Source organism: Bradyrhizobium hereditatis, assembly GCF_020329435.1.
In the GTDB taxonomy this organism is placed as follows: domain Bacteria; phylum Pseudomonadota; class Alphaproteobacteria; order Rhizobiales; family Xanthobacteraceae; genus Bradyrhizobium; species Bradyrhizobium hereditatis.
Map to the genome: position 1 here is coordinate 1 of NZ_JAGKJK010000002.1, position 19,128 is coordinate 19,128.

Annotated in this window: 20 protein-coding genes and 5 pseudogenes; 10 read left to right on the forward strand and 15 right to left on the reverse strand. The window is 58.3% G+C overall.

Features of this window, described 5'->3' with window-relative positions:
* Window positions 1-210: transposase (locus J6524_RS05295; protein WP_225669337.1), on the forward strand; the 210-nt coding region annotated here is incomplete at its 5' end.
* Window positions 211-396: 186 nt separating this feature from the next.
* Here J6524_RS05295 and J6524_RS05300 read toward each other — a convergent pair.
* Window positions 397-1,158 (reverse strand): DUF2243 domain-containing protein, encoded by a 762-nt coding sequence (locus J6524_RS05300; RefSeq protein ID WP_225669338.1) that lies wholly within the window; start codon window positions 1,156-1,158, stop codon window positions 397-399.
* Window positions 1,159-1,405: 247 nt separating this feature from the next.
* Between J6524_RS05300 and J6524_RS05305 the strand changes: the two genes are divergently transcribed.
* Window positions 1,406-1,852: a hypothetical protein gene (locus J6524_RS05305; RefSeq protein ID WP_225669339.1), complete on the forward strand. Its 447-nt coding sequence runs from the start codon at window positions 1,406-1,408 to the stop codon at window positions 1,850-1,852.
* 90 nt (window positions 1,853-1,942) lie between these two features.
* Here J6524_RS05305 and J6524_RS38205 read toward each other — a convergent pair.
* Together J6524_RS38205 and J6524_RS37580 are read right to left on the reverse strand one after the other, a co-directional pair.
* Window positions 1,943-2,080: pseudogene (locus J6524_RS38205) on the reverse strand (DUF1127 domain-containing protein); the annotation flags it as partial.
* 541 nt (window positions 2,081-2,621) lie between these two features.
* Window positions 2,622-3,308: a DUF1127 domain-containing protein gene (locus J6524_RS37580; RefSeq protein WP_312002345.1), complete on the reverse strand. Its 687-nt coding sequence runs from the start codon at window positions 3,306-3,308 to the stop codon at window positions 2,622-2,624.
* Window positions 3,309-3,460: 152 nt separating this feature from the next.
* Here J6524_RS37580 and J6524_RS05320 point away from each other — a divergent pair, with 152 nt between their 5' ends.
* Window positions 3,461-5,038 carry a winged helix-turn-helix domain-containing tetratricopeptide repeat protein gene (locus tag J6524_RS05320; RefSeq protein ID WP_225669829.1) on the forward strand — a complete coding sequence of 526 codons (1,578 nt, stop codon included), beginning with the start codon at window positions 3,461-3,463 and terminating at the stop codon, window positions 5,036-5,038.
* Window positions 5,039-5,160: 122 nt separating this feature from the next.
* On the opposite strand, the gene J6524_RS05325 is transcribed toward J6524_RS05320, so the two are convergent.
* Together J6524_RS05325 and J6524_RS05330 are read right to left on the reverse strand one after the other, a co-directional pair.
* Window positions 5,161-6,348: an extracellular catalytic domain type 1 short-chain-length polyhydroxyalkanoate depolymerase gene (locus tag J6524_RS05325; RefSeq protein WP_225669340.1), complete on the reverse strand. Its 1,188-nt coding sequence runs from the start codon at window positions 6,346-6,348 to the stop codon at window positions 5,161-5,163.
* A gap of 5 nt (window positions 6,349-6,353) precedes the next feature.
* Window positions 6,354-6,773 carry a ribbon-helix-helix domain-containing protein gene (locus J6524_RS05330; RefSeq protein WP_225669341.1) on the reverse strand — a complete coding sequence of 140 codons (420 nt, stop codon included), beginning with the start codon at window positions 6,771-6,773 and terminating at the stop codon, window positions 6,354-6,356.
* Between the two features lie 114 nt (window positions 6,774-6,887).
* On the opposite strand from J6524_RS05330, the gene J6524_RS05335 reads away from it, so the two are divergent.
* The gene (locus tag J6524_RS05335; RefSeq protein ID WP_225669342.1) at window positions 6,888-7,889 is read left to right on the forward strand and encodes an alpha/beta fold hydrolase; all 1,002 of its coding nucleotides are present in this window, start codon (window positions 6,888-6,890) and stop codon (window positions 7,887-7,889) included.
* A 251-nt stretch (window positions 7,890-8,140) separates the two neighbouring features.
* Here the strand turns inward: J6524_RS05335 and J6524_RS05340 are convergent, their stop codons facing one another.
* Together J6524_RS05340 and J6524_RS05345 are read right to left on the reverse strand one after the other, a co-directional pair.
* Window positions 8,141-8,434 carry a hypothetical protein gene (locus J6524_RS05340; protein WP_225669343.1) on the reverse strand — a complete coding sequence of 98 codons (294 nt, stop codon included), beginning with the start codon at window positions 8,432-8,434 and terminating at the stop codon, window positions 8,141-8,143.
* Between the two features lie 439 nt (window positions 8,435-8,873).
* Complete coding sequence (locus J6524_RS05345) at window positions 8,874-9,077, reverse strand: CsbD family protein (RefSeq protein ID WP_225669344.1); 204 nt, start codon at window positions 9,075-9,077, stop codon at window positions 8,874-8,876.
* A 464-nt stretch (window positions 9,078-9,541) separates the two neighbouring features.
* Here J6524_RS05345 and J6524_RS05350 point away from each other — a divergent pair, with 464 nt between their 5' ends.
* The gene (locus J6524_RS05350; RefSeq protein WP_225669345.1) at window positions 9,542-10,396 is read left to right on the forward strand and encodes a hypothetical protein; all 855 of its coding nucleotides are present in this window, start codon (window positions 9,542-9,544) and stop codon (window positions 10,394-10,396) included.
* 227 nt (window positions 10,397-10,623) lie between these two features.
* Complete coding sequence (locus tag J6524_RS05355) at window positions 10,624-12,171, forward strand: FAD-dependent oxidoreductase (RefSeq protein WP_225669346.1); 1,548 nt, start codon at window positions 10,624-10,626, stop codon at window positions 12,169-12,171.
* 200 nt (window positions 12,172-12,371) lie between these two features.
* Here the strand turns inward: J6524_RS05355 and J6524_RS05360 are convergent.
* The 4 genes and pseudogenes from J6524_RS05360 to J6524_RS05375 form a co-directional block, all read right to left on the reverse strand.
* A pseudogene (locus J6524_RS05360) lies at window positions 12,372-12,764 on the reverse strand (beta-barrel domain-containing protein); the annotation flags it as partial.
* A 149-nt stretch (window positions 12,765-12,913) separates the two neighbouring features.
* Entirely contained in the window at window positions 12,914-13,708 is a 795-nt protein-coding gene (locus J6524_RS05365; RefSeq protein WP_312002354.1) for a Fic family protein, read from the reverse strand.
* Between the two features lie 300 nt (window positions 13,709-14,008).
* Complete coding sequence (locus tag J6524_RS05370) at window positions 14,009-14,188, reverse strand: hypothetical protein (RefSeq protein WP_225669831.1); 180 nt, start codon at window positions 14,186-14,188, stop codon at window positions 14,009-14,011.
* Between the two features lie 205 nt (window positions 14,189-14,393).
* Window positions 14,394-14,927 (reverse strand): hypothetical protein, encoded by a 534-nt coding sequence (locus J6524_RS05375; protein WP_225669348.1) that lies wholly within the window; start codon window positions 14,925-14,927, stop codon window positions 14,394-14,396.
* Between the two features lie 148 nt (window positions 14,928-15,075).
* On the opposite strand from J6524_RS05375, the gene J6524_RS05380 reads away from it, so the two are divergent.
* From J6524_RS05380 to J6524_RS05395, 4 genes and pseudogenes are all read left to right on the forward strand, one after another.
* Window positions 15,076-15,363: a PAS-domain containing protein gene (locus J6524_RS05380; RefSeq protein WP_225669349.1), complete on the forward strand. Its 288-nt coding sequence runs from the start codon at window positions 15,076-15,078 to the stop codon at window positions 15,361-15,363.
* A 13-nt stretch (window positions 15,364-15,376) separates the two neighbouring features.
* Window positions 15,377-16,027 (forward strand): GGDEF domain-containing protein, encoded by a 651-nt coding sequence (locus J6524_RS05385; RefSeq protein WP_225669350.1) that lies wholly within the window; start codon window positions 15,377-15,379, stop codon window positions 16,025-16,027.
* A 29-nt stretch (window positions 16,028-16,056) separates the two neighbouring features.
* A pseudogene (locus tag J6524_RS37045) lies at window positions 16,057-16,194 on the forward strand (EAL domain-containing protein); the annotation flags it as partial.
* A 354-nt stretch (window positions 16,195-16,548) separates the two neighbouring features.
* Window positions 16,549-16,686: pseudogene (locus tag J6524_RS05395) on the forward strand (IS5/IS1182 family transposase); the annotation flags it as partial.
* A 174-nt stretch (window positions 16,687-16,860) separates the two neighbouring features.
* Here the strand turns inward: J6524_RS05395 and J6524_RS05400 are convergent.
* The 4 genes and pseudogenes from J6524_RS05400 to J6524_RS05415 form a co-directional block, all read right to left on the reverse strand.
* A complete protein-coding gene (locus J6524_RS05400; protein ID WP_225669351.1) occupies window positions 16,861-17,334 on the reverse strand; it encodes a DUF3147 family protein in 474 nt (157 codons plus the stop codon).
* A complete protein-coding gene (locus tag J6524_RS05405) occupies window positions 17,331-17,678 on the reverse strand; it encodes a DUF3147 family protein (protein WP_225669352.1) in 348 nt (115 codons plus the stop codon). The genes J6524_RS05400 and J6524_RS05405 overlap by 4 nt, the downstream gene beginning before the upstream one ends.
* Window positions 17,675-18,279: pseudogene (locus tag J6524_RS05410) on the reverse strand (cupin domain-containing protein). Before J6524_RS05410 ends, J6524_RS05405 begins: the two are co-directional and overlap by 4 nt.
* Complete coding sequence (locus J6524_RS05415) at window positions 18,266-18,898, reverse strand: phosphatase PAP2 family protein (RefSeq protein ID WP_225669353.1); 633 nt, start codon at window positions 18,896-18,898, stop codon at window positions 18,266-18,268. The pseudogene J6524_RS05410 and the gene J6524_RS05415 overlap by 14 nt, the downstream one beginning before the upstream one ends.
* Window positions 18,899-19,128 lie beyond the last annotated feature (230 nt).

The following is a 19,128-nucleotide window of genomic DNA, read 5'->3' on the forward strand; positions in this document are numbered from 1 at the left end:
GACCAAGAGCCCAACAAGATGACCTTACGCCGTCAAACGGCGGAGCATCCGTTCGGGACCATAAAGGCCTGGATGGGGGCGACGCACTTCCTGATGCGAAGACAGCACAAGGTTGCGACCGAGATGGCGCTCAATGTGCTCGCCTACAATCTAAAACGTGTAATAGCCATTCTGGGCTGCCGAACACTGCTGGAAGCGATGCAGACGTAAAGGATTTTGCACTGGAGCCAACTCCAGATCCGGTCCCAGACCTCTCGACCTGCCACTCGACAAAAGGGTTATCACACAGCCTGGGCCAGAGGCTGACATCGGCCGCACGGTCGACCTGCCGTACTGGCGAACATCAGGATAGGGCGTGCGACTAAATGCGTGGAGGTGACAAAAAGTTGGATCAGCTCAAATCGCGCGAGACCACGATAGACATCCAACAGCCAAAAGTGAGTTGCCGACGAACAGTGCACCATGCTTGTAGAGTGCTGTCGATCGGCTCGGATCAGACAAATCTAAGGCCCACAACTCTCCAGACCTGTCGGACCAGATAAGCCGAGCGTCAACAGCTGCCGCAGCGGCTATGACGGTCTCCGCTTTCGCCGCCGGACCGAAGTAAACCATGACCTGTGAGACATTGCGTGGCGGTATGGCCGACCACGCTCCGCCGACAAACACGGCGGCTGCGAGGACGGACGCAACAATGTGCCCTGTACCCTCGTCGTGGCTTCCGCGCCGCATCAGCAGACCAAGAACGAGCGGAACAATGCCGAAGGTCGCGAACCAGATCAGGTCCCAAACCAGCGGGTTTGCGGTATCCATTTTGATCCGGTGGATGCCTGTGATCCAATGGGAGAATACGCTGTCCACAACATGCCATACGCCAAAGCCAATCAGGGCATTTGCGAACAGCCACCGGTCCGAGCGTGCCGCAGCGAACTCCCCTCTGGTCCGCCACAGCAGCAAGAGGCCCAAAGCAGCAATCAAGTACATCAGAGCGTGAAACAGGCCATCGGCCAGAATTTGTACCCTAATATCACTGAAAGCGTGGGCTTGCAGCCCAGCCAGCAAGTGATGCCATTGCAGGATTTGATGCAGCAGGATTCCGTCAAAGAACCCGCCTAAGGCGAACCCCAATAAGTATCCGGACCAATGGTAACCACTGCTCATTTATGCGCAATCGCGTTCGATGTCGTAAGTTCCTTCCTAAATGTCCGGTTTGGGGTCACAAGCGGCGGTCGAAGGATCGCTGATGCGAAGTCCGGACTGCCCTCAGTACCAGACCAGCCGCAGGCGACGAGGTTGGTCGGCTTGGGGTCCACAAGCGGACATGACAACTCATTTCTGGCGGAGAATAATGAGGCCGCCAATAAAGCGGCCTTACAGTCCGATGGTTAGTAAAAAAGCGATCCACGCATTGACCGAAAAGGTCAGCGGCATTCTCAACCGAGAATGGCACCCTATTCCTGGCGATTGCCCAGAAGATGAGTACAACTCCTACGCATTGAAGATTGCCGGGATGGTTCTTCAGGGGGCGGATGATCATGCCATTATGCGATACTTGGAGCGATCTGAACGGCATGACATCGGCTTAGGCAGCTTCGATCATAATCGCGCAAGCCAAGTCATCGCGGCCATTCGAACTCTGCCATCATCGAATTCGAACACCACATTTCCTGAACCTGTTGGACGGCGAAAGAGCGGCGGCGGTCGAGTACTGATGGCCGCCTTGGGTCAAAAGGCGCCGTTCGGAAGATCGTTCGGCTGCTTCCGGTTTACCCCGACAAGCCGACGCTCAAAGAGCCAGACCGGACTTCGCTTTCGGGCCAGAAGCGGAAATTGCATTCGTTTGGAACAGGATTAATTCCCCGCTTCATCTGCTCTCGGTTGGGGACGATTAGCTGCGCCTCGCATCTACCGACTTAATAGGAGATCGCGAATACGGTCTTGGACATCAGCGATGGACGAGTGCTGCCTCCGCTGGTGCGGCCTTATTGGACCGCACGAATAGAAAACGGGACGCTACAGAAATTTCTGCTTCGGCGCGGCCATCCTGGCCGATGAGGATCAGTCCCGCTCCGCCATTAGCAACAGTGGAAGAAGATTACGTTAGGGAGCTTTTCAGATTTGCTCGCTCTTCGTAACGCTTTGAATGCAGTAGGTTGTGGCATCGGAGACTCGGCTGGGGAGATTCTTGCTCGACCAGACTTTACCCTCGGCGCCACGAAAGCAGACGTGGAGCTTTTTACGGTATCGGCGGCCGAACTCGGCTTTCAGACTTCCCGCGGTAGTGATTGGTCAGAAACCTAAGGACAGCCTGACTGTGTGTGGCTTTCCAGGGCACGCTGTGCGAGCTTCCGGCAATTGAAAAACGGCGTCTGACTGAACCTTTGTCGGCTAATACCAGCGATCGACGAGTGCTGCCTCCGCAGGTGCGGCTTTATTGGACTGCACGAATAGAAAACGGGACGCCACAGAAATTTGCGCGTCGACGCGGCCATCTCGGCCGATGAGGATTAGTCCCGCTCCGCCATTGGCTACAGTTAGAACGACGGGTTCGCCCTTCCCTGTTTTGATCGGTTCCATTCCGATGATCAGAAATTCACCGATCGGCTGATCTAAGTATTGAAGCCTCAGTTGCGGAGCGATTTCAGCTGCCGCAAGTCCAAACCTAGCTGTTGAGCACGGGCATAAATCTGTCCCAGCGACGCAGTCTCGGTCTTAAAGCCGAGTTCGGCCGCCGATACTGCAAAAAGCTCCACGACTGTTTTCGTGGCGCTGAGGGTAAAGGACGGTCGAGCGAGAATCTCCCCAGCCGAATCTCCAACGCCACAACCTTTTGCATTCAACGCGTTACGAAGCGCGAACGACTCTGAAAACGTCCCTACTGAAATCTTCTTCCAGACCGGAGCGTCGACGGCGGATCTGACTAGAACCTGCGTAACAGTAGGTGAAGGGATCTTGTTGAGCTTCAGTTGGTTCTGCAAAACATCTCTCGCCGTGCATTGAGCTTTAGCTTCGCTCGCGAATATGAGAATGCACGCGTTGCAGAGCATCAGATAGATGAGAGCACCGCTATTGTGCCATCCTGTCGAACTGTGCGGTGTTACGAGACCTCGCTGCGAGGCAACGTAGTCTATCTCACCGCGCGTGACACCAATATCCGTCAGCTCCCTTTCGCTTAGGTGGCACAACTGGGTTCGTAGCCGCCCGCGTTTGTGCCACTCTTGAAATGCATCCCAATATTTTTCGCGAGGGCTATAGACTTGCCGCTTTGCGGCTGTCTGTCGCAACTCGGTGGCGCCGTGGATCGTGCTCATTGCGATTTGTCCCAGGCTGGACTGTTTCACCCGGCGAGGGTCCCGGACATGCGCCGGCGCGCTTAACATCCAGCTTACATTTTTCTTACCGCGGGCTTATTTTTGTGCTGCAACTGGCACTAGAGCTATCGGACGAAAAAAGGAACGGCAGTTTGCGCTATCTCTTCGAGGAGTTCGTATTCGATACGGACCGTCGCGAGCTACATCGCGGGGCAAACCTCGTCTCCATCACACCGCAGGTATTCGATCTACTCGACTATTTGATCCGGCACAGGGAGCGCGTTGTTAGCAAGGATGATCTCATCAGTGCTGTTTGGAATGGACGCATCGTCTCAGATGCTGCGCTGACGACCCGGCTGAATGCTGCTCGGGCCGCAATCGGTGACGGTGGTGACAAGCAGCGCCTAATAAAAACATTGCCGCGTAAAGGCGTTCGTTTCGTCGGCACAGTTCGGGAAGTTAAGACGTCCACAGATCAGCCGGTTGGCTCGGCGGCGCATGGCCGCGATATGACGCCTAGGTCGTCATCACCACGTCTGTCCATCGTGGTGTTGCCGTTCGATAACCTCAGCAGCGATCCCGAGCAAGGCTACTTCGTCGATGGTGTGACCGAGAGCTTGACCACTGACTTGTCGCGCATCAGTGGCTCATTCGTTATCGGCCGGCACACCGCATTCACCTACAAAGGCAAGGCGGTCGATCTGAAGCAGGTCGGTCGCGAGCTAAACGTTCGGTACGTGCTTGAAGGCTCCGTGCAGCGCCGCGACAACAGACTTCGCGTCAACGTGCAGCTAATCGACGCCGAAACCGGCACCCAACTTTGGGCCGACCGCTTTGACAAACCCGTCTCCGACTTGTTCGACATGCAGGACGAGATCGTATCGCAGCTCGCTAACACACTGACAGCCAAACTCATAGCAGTAGAAGCGCGTCTGGCAGAGAGGTCGATGCAGCCCGACGCAACGGACCTGACTTTTCAGAGCAAAGCGTGTTTGTACAAGGCGACCACCGCCAAGCAGTTGATCCAAGCGCGCGGCTTTTTCGAACGTGCGTTGGCTATCGATCCGCGAAGTGTGGGAGCGTTGCTCGGTATGGCAGTGAGCGACTTTCGAATGGCTTCCAGTCTGCTGGCTGATGATCGCATCGCGCGCTTTTCAGCTGCTGAAACAAAGGTGATCGAAGCGTTGTCAATAGCGCCCGACCATTCATCGGCTCACATGATCTTGGGTGGCATCTGCATTTATACCAACCGCGCTGTCCAAGGGATCGCAGAGTGCGAACAGGCATTGCGACTTGATCGCAATGAGGCCCACGCTCATAGTTCAATAGGGTTGGCAAAATACTACTTGGGTCGGCCTGCCGAGACCCAAGGCCATATACTCGATGCCCTCCGTCTCTCTCCTCGCGACAGTGGCGCCGCCGCGTGGATGGCCGTCGTCGGCGTGGCCAAGATACAGCTCGGCGTAGATGCCGAAGCCGCCGGTTGGCTACGGCGAAGTATTGAGGCGAACCGCAACTTTGCTTTCGGCCATTTTGGACTGGCCGCTGCGCTTGGTCTGCTCAGTGCTCTCGATCAAGCGCGTGCCGCCGTGAAGGCAGGACTTGCGCTCGACCCGAACTTTACTATCCAGCGCGTGCTTGCAACACAACTGAGCGACAATCCAACTTACCTTGCTGGGCGGGATCGCATTTGTGAGGGTATGCGCAAGGCTGGGGTGCCGGAGGGGTGACGTCCGCCCAGGGTCACAAGCGGCGGTCGAACGATCGCTGATGCGAAGTCCGGACTACCCTCAATACCAGACCAGCCGAAGGCGACGAAGTTGGTCGGCTTGGGACCGCGAATGGACGAACTCTAACCTGATCCCTGTGCGAACGAATGCTCAAGGAAAAAACGCAGCATTTCCCTCGTTGCGTCCGGTCCTTTCGGATCGGTGTAGGAGCCGGCAGGGCTGCCTCCGGACCACGCGTGTCCAGCGCCGTGGATATTCCAGTGCTCCAATATTCCCCGCCCACTCGCGTCGCTAAGGATCGTGCAGGTGTAGGCATGCCCTCCAGGCACCTGGCCGCGATTAGTGTTCTTTTGCAGCCTCATGGCTCTCACAGACTGCTCAAGAATTTGATTGCCGTTGTTGGGATGAACGGTGGTGTCGCGATCTCCATGAAAAACAATGGTCGGGACAGGCGTCCCGTCGCCAAGAACAACACTGTGACTGGATCCGCCACCTTGTCGCATGGCGACCAACGCAGAAGGAAGGTCAATGGCGGCCCCGCAAGCAAGGCCCGAATGTACGCCGACTGCTGCGTACAGGTCTTTATAGGTATTACCCATGATAGCTGCAGCAGCAGCCCCGGCCGATAGTCCAGCGACATAGACACGATTTGGATCAATCGGAAAATCGCGCATTACCTGGCGAGTGATGCCGGCAATGATCGACGGTTCACCAATGCCCCGCTGCTGATCGGCTGCGCGAAACCAGTTCCAGCATTTCGCGCGGTTTGCCTCGCTGCGCTGTGCCGGATAGACCACAAAACAGGATTTTTCTTCAGCGATGAAGTTCATCCTCGTACCGGCGGCGAAATCGTCCGGGGACTGGGTGCAGCCGTGTAGCATCACGACCAGGGGAAGCGGTCGGCCCTGATTGCGGCTGGGGATGAAGAGCTTGTAGGCACGGCTTCCCGCCGCATTGCTGTAGCTAGCGTCGATGAACCGTGTGCCGTCGGGCACGATATCTGACGTGGACAGCGGCTTGCGCGCAGTCACACCTCGCGACACGAACCCACGGCGCTGCTTCGCGCGCTCGAGCAGCTCGCGTTGCAGGCGAGCTTTATCACGCGGCCGGTCCGGCCCAGTGTTCTCCTCAACAGCATTGGCTTTTGCGTCAATGATTAGTGGCTCTTTCAGTGCCGGCTGAGCACTGCGCGACTTCGAGTCTGGCGCGCTTTCGCCGCGCAGCATGCGTTGCAGCAGCGCGGTGGCCTCGGCTAGTCGGCCAGCGCGCGTGAGGCGTGTGGCTTCTCCAATCATGTCCTGTCGCAGCATCGCATTCACCGCGTTCTATCGGCGAGCGCGGCCTTGACCGCCGGACTGGCCTGTAAAGCGCCCAGCACGGAGACGGAGGCGATCGTGGCGCGAGCAAGCTCGGGCGTCACATCCTGAGCGATGCTGGCAAGGCCCAAAACGTTGATGTGCAGCATCTCCCCGGCTCGGCGCGCCGCTTCGAGATCCTCTCGGCTGAAGTGCCTCAGGCCCAGATCTAGATTTTTCCGGGTTGCTGACCGTTTGAGGACGTCGGAATGACGTTCCAGTTGGTTGCGGATTGCCGTTCGAATGAAATCGGTTCGATTTGAATAGAAGCCCTCCTGCACCATCAGGTCGACCTGACCAAGATCGACATAGCCAAGATTGATCGTGATCTTTTCGCTGTCCGGGGGCTTTGGCCGGAGTTCGCGAATGTTGTCTGCCATAACGTGATCCATCCTGCTACCATCCATTTGGATGGTGTAGGGATGGAACGGCCATTTGTCAAGCGTGAAGGAACGCCGGTCGGTTTTCGTCTTTGACGTGCACCGGGGGCGACGATGTTTCCGATTTTTTCGATTAGCGACGCCTACAGAAGGTCCCTCGGCGGCTTGCTGGAAAATGCCGGCTGCGGGCCGCATGAAGCAGCATGGGATCGCCTAGAGCATCCCGATTTTCGACTGCGCCGCTACGCGCCCTTAGCGGCAGACCCTTTGCCGGTCTTGATCGTACCCGCCCCGATCAAGCGGGCATACATATTCGATCTCTTGCCGGGCGTGAGCGTCGTTCGGCGTCTCATCCAGGCGGGATTCGCCGTCTATCTGTACGAATGGCCAGAGGACCAGGATGGGAAGTCGGACCTCGAATCCAGCATAAGCTCGCTCAGCCTTGCGGCTGAAATGATTGCGACCGAGCATCGCGGCCCATCCATCCTCATTGGGCACTCTCTTGGTGGGACCCTCGCCGCGGTCACTGCGTCTATTGAGCCGCACCTCGTCAGCAAACTCGTGCTTGTTGAAGCTCCCCTGAAATTCGGCGAACAGACCGGAGCACTAGGTCCTCTTGTGCTGTCTTCGCCAACAGTGCCGCCCTGCTCTGTTCCGGGAAGCCTGCTCGATGTTGCCAGCGTTGTGGCGGCTCCGGAAGAATTCGTTATCGGGCGCTATAGCGATAGTTGCACGAGCATTCTGGATCCGGAAGCGTTAGCAATCCATCTTGCCGTCATTCGCTGGAGTCTGGACGAGTTCGCGCCTAGCGGCCCCTTGATCCAAGATGTAATCGAGCTGCTCTATCGTGAAGACCGCTTCGCCCGAAACGATCTTCATGTGCTTGGGCGGGTCGCCCGATCGGACTTGCTGGGCAAACTGCCCATTGCGGCAATTGTCGATCATGCAAGCCGAGTGGTCCCATCCTCGTCCGTTTTGGGAGCGTTGAAGGACCCTTCGATCTTTCCTTATGAGCCGGAAGTCGGAGTGGCGCTTCAGCACGTCGGACCGCTTGTGGGCAGACAGGCGCATCGAGAAATCTGGCCGAAGCTAATCGATTGGATGCGCGGGCGTTAACCGGGACGTCGAGCGAAGGGGCAAATGTTCGATTTCCGCTTTGCTTCTACAATGGACCAATCCTCAGAAGCGGGATTTGGATATTTCCCGGCCTCTTCCCGTGTTCACCGATAAGCAGACCATCAGTAGCCGGCATTAATGCATTGCGCGACGTGTCGGGGCGCCCCGTCCTTTGCTTTGACTTTGCCTGATGTTCTAGTTGTACGATCATCGAACTATGAGCAAGTCCGTACGGCTGTTCAACGACCGACTTACTCGTTATCAGGAGAATGGCCGTGAAAAGCATTGCCACCGCAGCCGTCGCAAGCTGTAAAGGCAGGCAATTTGCCTCTCCTTCTTTCGCTTAGGACATTGCGGCGAACAGCCAACAGGCCGCGAAGAACCGAGGTCACTTCGCTAAAGTGTGTCGGAATATAGCAACATGCGGGTAACTTCCGTCCCATGACCACCCCGATTTCCATTTTCCGGTCTTGTGACGCCATGCAATACAACCAAGATGCGCCGAGCAAGGCCTTCAATACGGGATCGGGAACAAGTGGAAACACGGCGGCGTTCCTCTATGTGGGCAACTATGGAGGCGCAAATGCCGGTATTCATCATGTGGGCCGTTCCTGCCGTCATCGTGATAGGTGGCGTCAGCTACTATTTAATTCGCGCGGTTCACTAACCGATGCAGAAACGGGGCCGAAGGCCGTCATCTCTGTTACTAAGTGTCATGTGGCGGCCTTCGGCGCTTGTGCCCTTGGATAAGGGCGGTTTCGAAATTTTAAATAGTTTTCCGACTGAGCTCAATGACGCGAAATCTACGGAGGAGGTCACCAGACCTCCTCCGCTTCAGTGGAGAGATCAGTTATGCGCATCGCCTTGAGCTGTTCCTTGGCGTGCCATTGCCAATCATCCGCTGCTGGTTTTATTCCGGCATCACTAATCCAGATCGTCGCGCCACAAAAAAAGCCCGCGGACGCCGGCTTCTTACGTTCGGTTTCACCACTTCTGGCGATCGAACCAGTCGTTGATCTCTTTTCTGGCTTGGTCCTTGGCGTAGCCATACCGTTGCTGCAGCCGGCCTTCTAGCTGGTCCTGGCGGCCATCGATGACGTCGAGATCGTCATCGGTAAGCTTTCCCCATTGCTGTTTGACCTTACCCTTTATCTCTTTCCAGTTTCCCTCAACGCGATTCCAATCCATCTCCGTCCTCGCTCGTTGCTGGGAATGATAACCGGGCACGGCACGCTTTCGTTCCGATCCGCAAGCCCCAGCAAGAGGCGCGTTGGTTCCGCAATACGACCAGCGCAGATCAAGTTGGAGGATGACGCGTCGTTCCGAGAACCGCAGCCCGTTCCGGCGCCAAGCTTTCGATGCGGTGCCATAGTGGTGCATCTCTGCATCAGTCTGGTGGCGGCGAGCGCGCCTGCCGGACAAGCATCGCAGCGCAGCAGCGCCGCGTCTCGCTGCTGCTTTCTCGTGCAGAGGAACCAGTGCTCACGGTTTCGAATTGTGCATTCGAGAGGAAACACAGGAGCAATTCATCAAACGTGCTCTTGATCGCGTGATTACGGGAGCCGTCTATGCACCAGCTTATTTATCTCATTGGATTGATCGTGGTGATCCTCGCTATTCTTTCCTTCTTCGGTCTACGCTGAGCCAGGACCATGACCACCATCGTCGAAGAAGAACTGGCTTACTCCAGCCCCGCACCCTTTCTGGCCTGGACGCCGGCCGTCGCCGGCGCGTTGATCGGGGCGGCCTTCTCAACGGTCCTGATTGCCTTCGGCACCGCCATTGGCCTCGGCGTTGCATCGGCCGCGCCGAGCTGGCGTGACGCTTCGGTTGCACTTTGGCTGTTGTCGGGCTTCTATTTGATCCTGGTGGCGTTGATCAGCTTTGGACTCGGCGGCTATGTTGCCGGGCGCATCCCGTCGAATAGGCCGACGACAGATTCGGGCGGCATCGAACTCCGGGACGGCCTGCATGGCCTGGCTGCCTGGGCTCTCGCGGTCGTTCTTACCGTCCTGATCAGCACCCTGATCGCTAATGCGGCCGCATCGCGCGCGTCCAGTGCGCAGAACATGCCTTCCGCGATGGCGGCGGAGCCTTTGCTGAGCTACGAGCTCGATCGCCTGTTCCGGCCAGCGCGACGCAATCCCAATGCCGAGACCGGCATGGAGCGCGCGGAAACCGGCCGGATCTTGCTAACGTCGTCCAGCCATAGCGGCGTCGCGGCCGAAGACCGTACCTACCTGGTGCAACTGGTGAACGGAATTGCCGGTCTCGCCGGTCCGGATGCCGAGCGCCGCGTCGACAACGTCATCGCTGCCTCAAAGACAGCAATCGCCCGCTCCCGTCGCAGCGCCATCATCGCGGCCTTTTCGGTCGCGGCATCGATCCTGCTCGGCGCTGTTGTCGCATGGCTCGCGGCCTGCGAAGGCGGACGGCATCGCGACGGAGCGGCTCCTGAATGGCTGGCTACCCGTTCACTCGCACCGGGGAGACCAAGCGTCCGTTAGTCTCGCCGCACAGCGTTTTCACACAGCTAGGTCAAAATCCGACGTGGCAGTGGTAGTGGCCAAAGTCCTTCTTGGGTCAGAAAGCGAGATCGGGTCGGACTTGCAGACACTTCTGCTCTGCTCTCAACGGCGGACATCATCCGGCCCGCTGGGCATGTCGGCTAAGGCCAAGCCGCCGTAGGAACCTTCGCCCTGCCGCGCCGTTTGTTCTCTCGAGGAACAGTGTCATGAACGTACGGGACGAGCACACCCGGTCGCTGTGGATGGATATTTCGGTCGCCGATGCTCCGGCGTTGTCGCGTGCGGAGCGTGCAGATGTCGCTGTGATCGGTTCCGGAATTGCCGGGCTGTCGGTCGCCTATGAGCTCGCCAATCGTGGACGTTCGGTCGTGGTTCTGGACCGCGGCGGCATTGGCAGCGGGATGACGGCGCGCACTACCGCGCATCTGGCAACGGCGCTCGACGACGGCTACGACGAACTGCTCAGAGTACGCGGCCATGACTGTGCGCGGCACTATTATCAGAGTGTCGTCACCGCGATCGATCGTGCGGAGGCCATTCAGCGCGCTGAGAAGATCGATTGCGATTTTCGACGGGTGGACGGTTACTGGGTGCTGGCGCCCGAGACACCCGCATCCGAGCTGGACCAGGAACTGGATTGCTGCCGCAAGCTCCAGATTGACGTCCAAGACTGCACGGAGCCTACCCCGTTCCACGTCCGAGGCCTCGTGCGCTCGTTACGCTTTCCCCGGCAGGCGCGCCTGCATCCGACCAAATACCTCGCCGGTCTAGCCAGCGCGCTTCAGCGCAGGGGTGTGCGGCTCTACGCTGACAGCTGCGTCGAAAGCATCGATCAAAGCCAAGGCGACATGGTGGTGAAGACCACTTCGGGCCACGAACTGCGTGTGGCCGACGTAGTAGTCGCGACGAACTCGCCCATCAATGTGCGGGTGGCGATCCACACCAAGCAGGCGCCTTACCGTACCTACGCGCTCGCCGCGAAGATTCCGGCCGGCGCGGTTGTGGATGCGCTCTATTGGGACACGCTCGATCCATATCACTACGTCCGGCTGCAGCCGCTTTCTGCCGATGAGGACATCGTGATCATCGGCGGAGAAGATCACAAGTCCGGCGAAGCGGACGATGGCGCGCAGCGCTTTGCCGCGCTCGAGCGCTGGGCGCGCGATCGATTGCCGAGCCTGGGCGAAGTCAGCCATCGATGGTCAGGTCAGGTGCTCGAGCCAATTGACTATATTGGTTTCGTCGGTCATAGCCCCGATGAGGACCATGTCTTCGTCGTCAGCGGCGATTCCGGACAGGGCATCACCAACGGGCTTGTGGCCGGAATATTGATCGCGGATCTGATCACGACGGGCACGAGCCCGTGGAAACAGGTCTACTCCCCTTCCCGGAAGATCCAGAAGAACATCGGCGAGTTCATCAGCGAAAACATCACTCCGCTGAAGAACTTTGCGGAGTACCTTACGGCGAGTGAAATTGCGAGTGTCGAACGGCTTCGGCCGGGAGAGGGTCGCCTTGTCCGCAGCGGATTGAGAAAAATCGCGGCTTGTCGGGACCAGAACGGAAAGCTGCATCTGCATTCGGCAAGCTGCACTCATCTCGGCTGTGTTGTGCACTGGAATTCACTGGAGCAATGCTGGGATTGCCCATGTCACGGCTCGCAGTTCGCGCCTGATGGCACCGCGCTCAATGGCCCGGCGGTGTCGCCGCTGAGCGGCGTTGAGAAGCCGTCCGATCTCGAAGCGGCAGAGTGACCGGGCGCAGCCGGGGCGGCGCAGCGTATGCCGCCCGGACTATAGCGCCGCCGCCTTGCGGTACGGCTGAGATGATCCGCCCAAATCCGATATCTTACTTTCACCGGAGGCGACTCCTTCAGAATCGCATTGCCGCGGACGTAACAGCGGCGTCGATGTGAAGCAAGGTCTCGCGAGAAACCATGGACTCAGGCATCGCGCTATCGCTCGCGCCAACCCTTCATAATTTGGTCCGAAATCGGCTTGACCAGGTACGACAGCGCCGTGCGGTCGCCAGTCCGGATGAAGGCCTCGACCGGCATTCCCGGTACGAGCTTGAGGCCTTGGAGCCGCGCCATCTCGTGATCTGGCAGGCTGATTCGCACAGTGTAGAACCCTGCTCCGGTTTTTGCGTCATGTGTGACGTCGGCGGCAACCCCAATCACTTCGCCGTTCAGCTCGGGCGTCGTACGTAGATTGAATGCCGCGAAGCGGAGCAGCGCTCGTTGCCTGATCCGGACTTGGTCGACGTCCTGAGGGGCAACTCTGAGTTCAACGAGCAGCGGATCGCTCTCGGGCACGATCAGCATGATGGGGTCGCCCGGACTGATCAGATGGGTGCATGGCGGTGCCGTTCAACACGACATCGTGCGGGGCACGGTCGAGAGTGCAGTGCTCAGCGGGCTAAAGGCCGAATTGCGCGCGCCGAAAGTTATTTCGGAGTACGTACGCACATATCTCGAGGAGCGGAAGCGCCTCGCAGCTACGTCAAATGCAAAACGGCAGCGCCTTGAGCAGCAGCTTGAGCAACTAAACCGGGAAATCGAACGACTGGTGGATGCGATCGCATAGGGAATGGCGATCCATCCGTTCTCGGGTCGCGATTATTGTTTTTGACGTTGTAGATCGGTTTTAGGCGCCCGAAGGCAGCCGAAACATCCATCTCTCCCTCTTCAAGAAGCAGATGAATAATCGCTAGCTGTCGATCCGCAATCACGCGCTTCCGGCTACTTGCGAGACGATGGAATAGATCGTTGGAGATGTCTCTAAAGAGCGCCTTAGAAATGTTCGTGTTGATTTCATTTAGTAGGCGCTTGCATTGCACGGCGATGCCTGTGAGACCAAAAGCCAAAAACGCGGTCATGTCCCCGCCATTAGATTTTACCGAGGACAGAGTCCGCAGATAGCTGGTCTTTTCGTCGTAGTAGTAGTTGGAAAGCGCGATAAAAGTCCCATCGCGTGCGCGTTGCGGCATAAGCGCTTCAACGGCTCTGGCGTTTCTTCCGTTACCGTCTAAAAACGGATCCATCGCGCCGATATGATAATGAAACGCCAACGCGCGAATGAGAATGTCATGCGCACGAAACTCGCCATTGACGGCGTCAATCAATTCATTGAACGCGCTCGTGCATTCCCGACCACCCTCTGACCCTCGATGACGAGGGGCGCCGAATGTGACATTCTCTCCGTCTTTTCGCAGACCGCCGGGCTCACAATGGTCATCATCGCAACCAGTAACTATTCGACGGTGTATGTCCCTGACCAACTCAGCGTCAATTGGCCGGTCGTCCGGAAGGGACGCCCAGCGCGTTCGTTCGAATCGGTATTTTAGTTCGCAGCTTCACGCCAAGCTGTTTCGCTTTTACCACCTCATTCCACACGCGCCTTGCCTGTAACCAGCTTGGGAGTGATCGGCATGATCAAAGTATAAGTCCAAGGAAAGAGACAGCTTCTAGTGATCTGACGAGGAGGGCCACTCCCTCCCGAATTAGTAAGCGGCTGGACCAAAAAGCGAGCGGCACGCACTGTTAGTGATGAGATAAGCAGCGCGGTGATGCGGGACAGCTTCTATAGGCGCTCACAAAGACCGCTGATCGATGCCCCCCACGGACGTTTCCCGATCCGCCTGAAGCTCAGCCTCAAGTTCTAAGATGATGATGTGTAGCAGAGTTGCAGCAAGTGGATCGGTGACTTCCCGCTCCAGCAGCCGATAGCGCGCGATCTGAACTTCTCGCTCTCTGAATTTGCGCTCCGTCACCATGTTCTGCCCTCCAACAAACCGACGCGGTGGCAGGCAACTTGTTTCGCTAGAATCTTCAGATCATTTTGTATGGTTTCTAATTAATGAATGCGGGCGGCGATGGCATAGGTCCTCCTTGCGATTGTTACTAGATTTCTCAGAGTGCTATTGCTTGCCGAGAGCACGATCGCCGCCCCCGCTCCCCATAGCGGATTCTCCGTGTTCACTTGGTCGGATCAGGTCGCGAACTTCCGACGGTAGCCGGAATTTTGTACTCACCGCGGAGTTCATCCCACAAGGCCGTGTCGCTGACCAGCACGACGTGGTACTCACCGCGGCCCGTGATCCCTGCATATTTTCCTGTGCCGCCAGTGAACTCGAAGGTGCCGCGGAACTCCTTCGGCTTCGCGTCCTTCAGGACGTACTTGGCAAAGACCTTGGATCCGTCGGCCTCTGTGAAGGTCTTATGGCCGCCGCTGGAAGTGCCAGCATCCGTCAGATCAACAACCTGATAGCGAGCTTTGTCGAGGAAGGGCTTGCCATCGGCGTTGAACACGGCGCCGTCGTATTCGGTGACCGACACCGTATGGTCAGCCCTGTCTTCCACCTTCACGCTCTTACTGGAGACGGCTACCAGAACGGCTCGACCGAACCATTGGCCCGCTTCTTCCGCCAAGACGGGGACAGCGCCCCCCGGGACTGCCAAAGCAAGCACAACACAACCGCACATCCACGATGAATTGAGATGATATCTCATGGTTTCCTCCCAGATGGATCGCAGGTTACGAATTTGTTGGGAGCAAGATCTCCATGATCCAGTTTCCACGATGCCAATCATACCACTGCTTCCAAGGAGGACTTGCGCAGAGCGATGTTTGGATAATGCGTCTATTAGACGCGTGATTATGCATGTTTTCGTTCAGATCGCCGCGCTGTCAATCTCAAGGACTTTGTACGTCGATGCCAAGCAGAAGGTCGTGGTTTCGAACGCCAGATGCGCCGAGATCGACGGGCTAGATCGTGAGGAGATAGGACCTGGCATCTCGCTCGCCGAGATCCTTCAGTACCGTCGCAGAAGAGGCACCAACTTCTCCGATGTTTCGGAAGACGCCTACCTGAAGGCGAACGTAAAGCAGGCAGCGAGTTATGCGAACTCGCCGATGGCCGCGTCATCTCGATCGCACGTCAGATGATGCCGGCCGGCGGGTGACCACACATGAAGACATCACAGACCGCGCCAGAAACGAAAAGAAGATCGCGTTCCTGGCGCAGCATGATCTGCTTACCGGCCTCGCGAACCGCGCAGTATTTTCCGAGAAAATAGAGAAGGCTGTTAGGCGCCTTCAGCGCCATGGCACCAAGTTTACGATGCTCATGCTCGATTTGGACAAGTTCAGGATGATCAACGACACGCTGGGGCACCGGCTCCTGATCGAGGTGGTGCGGCGGCTCAGATCCTTGCTCCGCGATACGGATGTTCTCGCTCGACTGGGTGGCGACGAATTTGCGATCATCCAGGAGAACGAAACCAATCAAAGGGAGGGCGCCATCGGCCTCGCGCTGCGGATCATCGATCTAATCGAGCAGCCATTCGATTTGTACGGTCAGCGTGTGGTGGTTGGCACGAGCATTGGCATCGCCTCCGCTCCGGAGCACGGAGCTGATACAGAAACGCTGCTGCAGAAGACAGATCTCGCCCTGTATGCCGCCAAATCCAGGGGCAGGAACGATTTTCATATATTCCAGTCCCATCTTAGTGAGGCCGCTGACTTGCAGAAATCAACCGAAAGCGAACTGCTGGATGCAATACTCCGCAACCAGTTCGAGCTGCATTATCAGCCTATACTCAAACCGTGACACGCGAAGTAATCGGTGCGGAAGCGTTCGTGCGCTGGCGCCACCCGTCCAAAGGCATTCTCTCCGCCGAGGAATTCCTCACTCTAGCGGAATCGACGGATTTGATTGTGTCAATCGGCGAATGGATTCTGCAGCGAGCGTGCCAGGATGCCACTGCCTGGCCGCCCCATATTCGGGTCGCCGTGAACGTCGCGACGGCACAGTTCGAAAAAGGTAATCTCTTCGACGTCGTCTTGTGCGGCCTCGTAGATTCCGGCCTTCGCCGGAGCGGCTACAGATCGAGATCGCCGACGCAGCATTGCTACATGCCGGCCGGCCCACCTGCTCGCGGTCCGTCGACTCAAGAATCTCGGCATCTCGATCGTGCTCGACAATTGCGGAGAATGCTCCATGGTCAGTTATCCGCAGGGGTTTCCATTCGACAATCTGCAAATCGAGAGATCGATCGTGCAAGGCTCCGCAAATCGCAGGGATTGGGATCGCTGATTCATTCCCCCCAAAATGGGTGGAGATTTGAATCGATGATGGGTCCTCGGCAGGTCGATCAGGCGGCACTCCTTCACGAGTTCTCTCTTGAGCGACATGTTCTGGCCGGCCACTTGCTGAGGTCGATTGATCGCTTTGTCGATTTGTCAGAGGTTCGGGGCCATCTAGCGCCATCGGGATAACCTCGCTGGCAGCGCCCCACGCCGCATCATCGAGGGTTGCCAGATACTCCTTTACCGCGCGACTCGACTTCTTGGTATCGCGACCTCTGGTGCCAGTCCGGTCCCGCGATGACCGGTACTTGTGGCATCGGCAGCAATCAGGCTGGCACCAAAGCCTCAGCGGCCTCACGACGTCGCGGAGCCATTCGTGTTTTTCGAGAGCCGCGCCCTCCGCCCTGAGCGCATCTTGCGACGCGCGTACCAGGCCGCCATCGAAACTGTCAGCCAGGAAAGCGATGCACCGATGAAGCCGGCTGAGATGCTGATTTCTACCGTCAACCAGAAGACAATCGCAAAAACCAGCAAACCGAGCGCACCCAGCGCGGCACCGGCGGCGTCGAGCGCGGCAGCCTCTTGACCGCGTCGTACACCGTTGAGCCCAGCTTCCCGCTTGCGGCGGAGTTCATGCTTCTCGATGAGGGTCGCGCTTGCGCAGAAGATGGCGGGCAGAGCGAGAAAGAGACCCCCAATAGATGCTCCATAACGGCTGCTGACGAGACCGGTGAAGACGGTCGCGGCGCCGCCAAGCGCGAAGCGGATCAGGTATTCGTACCAGCGGCTTTCCTGTAGCGATGACGGCGAAAAGCGGATCGGGGTCATGCTTGCCCTCCGCCGAGCGTCAGCAGGGCGAAAGCGGCGATCAGCCAGACGACAAGTGACAGCAAAGTTGCCGTCGCCGCTCGCAGCCGCGCACGTACTAGGAGATGGCAGACGACAACGCTATAGACGGAGAGCGCAATCGCGCCCGCCATCATCGAACGGCTCTGCAGTGCTGCATAGCGGGCGCCGTGTTGGTAGATGGCGATGCCGAGAGTGGCGAGCGCGACAGAGGGCGCAGCGCCGAAAAGGCCCGCGAAGCTTTTGGGGCGCAGAAGGTCGCCCAGCATGGCGAAGGCCGAGACGACGGCGCCCCCGACGAGGAAGCGGACGACATACTCCGTCATTTCGCTCTCTTCCAGAGTTTCGAGAGCGGCCCGCCGCCCCCGTAGACCGGGTCCTTGCGTGGCACCGGCACCTCCGGATCGTTTCCAGCGCGCGCGGATGGTCTTCGACGGTCGTGCACTCGTCGTATGTGCCGGTCGACAAGTAGGACCCGATGACGAGGAACTCATCGTCCGCTGAAAGGCACCGATGGCCGGTGCCGGCGGGAAGAACGGCGACGTCGCCAGCTTTCAGCGTGAAGATCCTGCCCTTGTTGCCGCCGAACCGAACGCGGCCCTTGCCGCGCGCGATGCCGAGGACCTCATGAATCCGGGAGCGATAGTGCACATAGTCGTAGATGCCGCCGCGCCAGGTGTCGCCCCATTTGTTGGCTTCGAACAAGTCCTCGATAACGTCCGCCGGGTCGTGGTGTTCGTCTAAATCGAGAGCGCCTCGATAGATGATCAGCGGCCATCGCGGATGATTGGGGACGAGACCGTCGTCCTTGAAGCGGACGGTGTGGGGTTTTCGCGCCCGCGCGAGGTCCGGAGCCTTCCGTCTGCCGGGTCGGCTGAGGCCGGTCGCGCGCTCCGTGTATTCCTTCAGATCTTCAAGAATCGGCATGATCGTTGTCCTTTGAAGCTTCGGCTGGATAGCCGGTCCACGGTCGCAGGAGCCGTTCGACAACCGCTACGAGCGCGAATCCCGCGACGACGTCGCTCACCCAGTGCGCCAGAACCACTATGCGCGTCAGCGAGAGCCCGACCGCAAGCGCTCGGATCGCCCGGCGCGGGATGGCCGGCAACGCGCCGACCGCGGATGCCAGCGCCCCCATGTGCAGCGCGTGGCCAGAGGGAAACGCGTCGTCACGCTTGCCCGAGAACGGGATGCCGTGGATGTGCCCAATCACCGTTCTGCGGTCCGGACGGGTCTGGTCGAACAGGAGTTTCAAAGCGTGCGGCAACAGCGACGCCGCGACAGTGACCAGCAATGCATGGTTTCCGGCGCGCCGCAGCTGCTCCCCGCGCCCACGCGAGCAGAACCAACCGGCAGTGGCCAGAACCAGAAGGACCTTCTCGTCCGCGCCCCAGGTCAGGGCGCGGGCGATCTCCTCCGGAGCGGGCGCGGTATCGCGCGCAATTGCACGCGCGACCGCAACATCGGGCCCAGTCGGCCGGACCGTAATGGGAAAGCTTAGCCCGCGGCGAAAGCGACTGGTTCGAATTCTAGCTGCTGTACACATGTTTACGGCTCGGGTCGTCGGTATTCCAGATCGGCGGCCCGTTTCAATGAGCGATCATTACCGCCACGACGCCGAAGGCGAAGATGCAGGCGGCGACTAAGGACCAAAAGGTAATTGCAATCTGCTTAGGCATAAGCTTTAAATTGCCGACGCACATTCCGAGTTCCAAGCATTGGATGCCCTTTTTAGCCCACCGGATTGATGCGCTGCGATGAAGCCGCCCGTGCACG

What these genes read in the sequence shown, in the direction of transcription:
- J6524_RS05415 (WP_225669353.1), bottom strand. Translation starts at nt 18,898, where the DNA reads ATGTGTACAGCAGCTAGAATTCGAACCAGTCGCTTTCGCCGCGGGCTA.
- J6524_RS05335 (WP_225669342.1), top strand. Translation starts at nt 6,888, where the DNA reads ATGTTTCCGATTTTTTCGATTAGCGACGCCTACAGAAGGTCCCTCGGC.
- J6524_RS05300 (WP_225669338.1), bottom strand. Translation starts at nt 1,158, where the DNA reads ATGAGCAGTGGTTACCATTGGTCCGGATACTTATTGGGGTTCGCCTTA.
- J6524_RS05380 (WP_225669349.1), top strand. Translation starts at nt 15,076, where the DNA reads ATGCATGTTTTCGTTCAGATCGCCGCGCTGTCAATCTCAAGGACTTTG.
- J6524_RS05375 (WP_225669348.1), bottom strand. Translation starts at nt 14,927, where the DNA reads ATGAGATATCATCTCAATTCATCGTGGATGTGCGGTTGTGTTGTGCTT.
- J6524_RS05400 (WP_225669351.1), bottom strand. Translation starts at nt 17,334, where the DNA reads ATGACCCCGATCCGCTTTTCGCCGTCATCGCTACAGGAAAGCCGCTGG.
- J6524_RS05350 (WP_225669345.1), top strand. Translation starts at nt 9,542, where the DNA reads ATGACCACCATCGTCGAAGAAGAACTGGCTTACTCCAGCCCCGCACCC.
- J6524_RS05330 (WP_225669341.1), bottom strand. Translation starts at nt 6,773, where the DNA reads ATGGCAGACAACATTCGCGAACTCCGGCCAAAGCCCCCGGACAGCGAA.
- J6524_RS05325 (WP_225669340.1), bottom strand. Translation starts at nt 6,348, where the DNA reads ATGCTGCGACAGGACATGATTGGAGAAGCCACACGCCTCACGCGCGCT.
- J6524_RS05355 (WP_225669346.1), top strand. Translation starts at nt 10,624, where the DNA reads ATGAACGTACGGGACGAGCACACCCGGTCGCTGTGGATGGATATTTCG.
- J6524_RS05405 (WP_225669352.1), bottom strand. Translation starts at nt 17,678, where the DNA reads ATGACGGAGTATGTCGTCCGCTTCCTCGTCGGGGGCGCCGTCGTCTCG.
- J6524_RS05345 (WP_225669344.1), bottom strand. Translation starts at nt 9,077, where the DNA reads ATGGATTGGAATCGCGTTGAGGGAAACTGGAAAGAGATAAAGGGTAAG.
- J6524_RS37580 (WP_312002345.1), bottom strand. Translation starts at nt 3,308, where the DNA reads ATGAGCACGATCCACGGCGCCACCGAGTTGCGACAGACAGCCGCAAAG.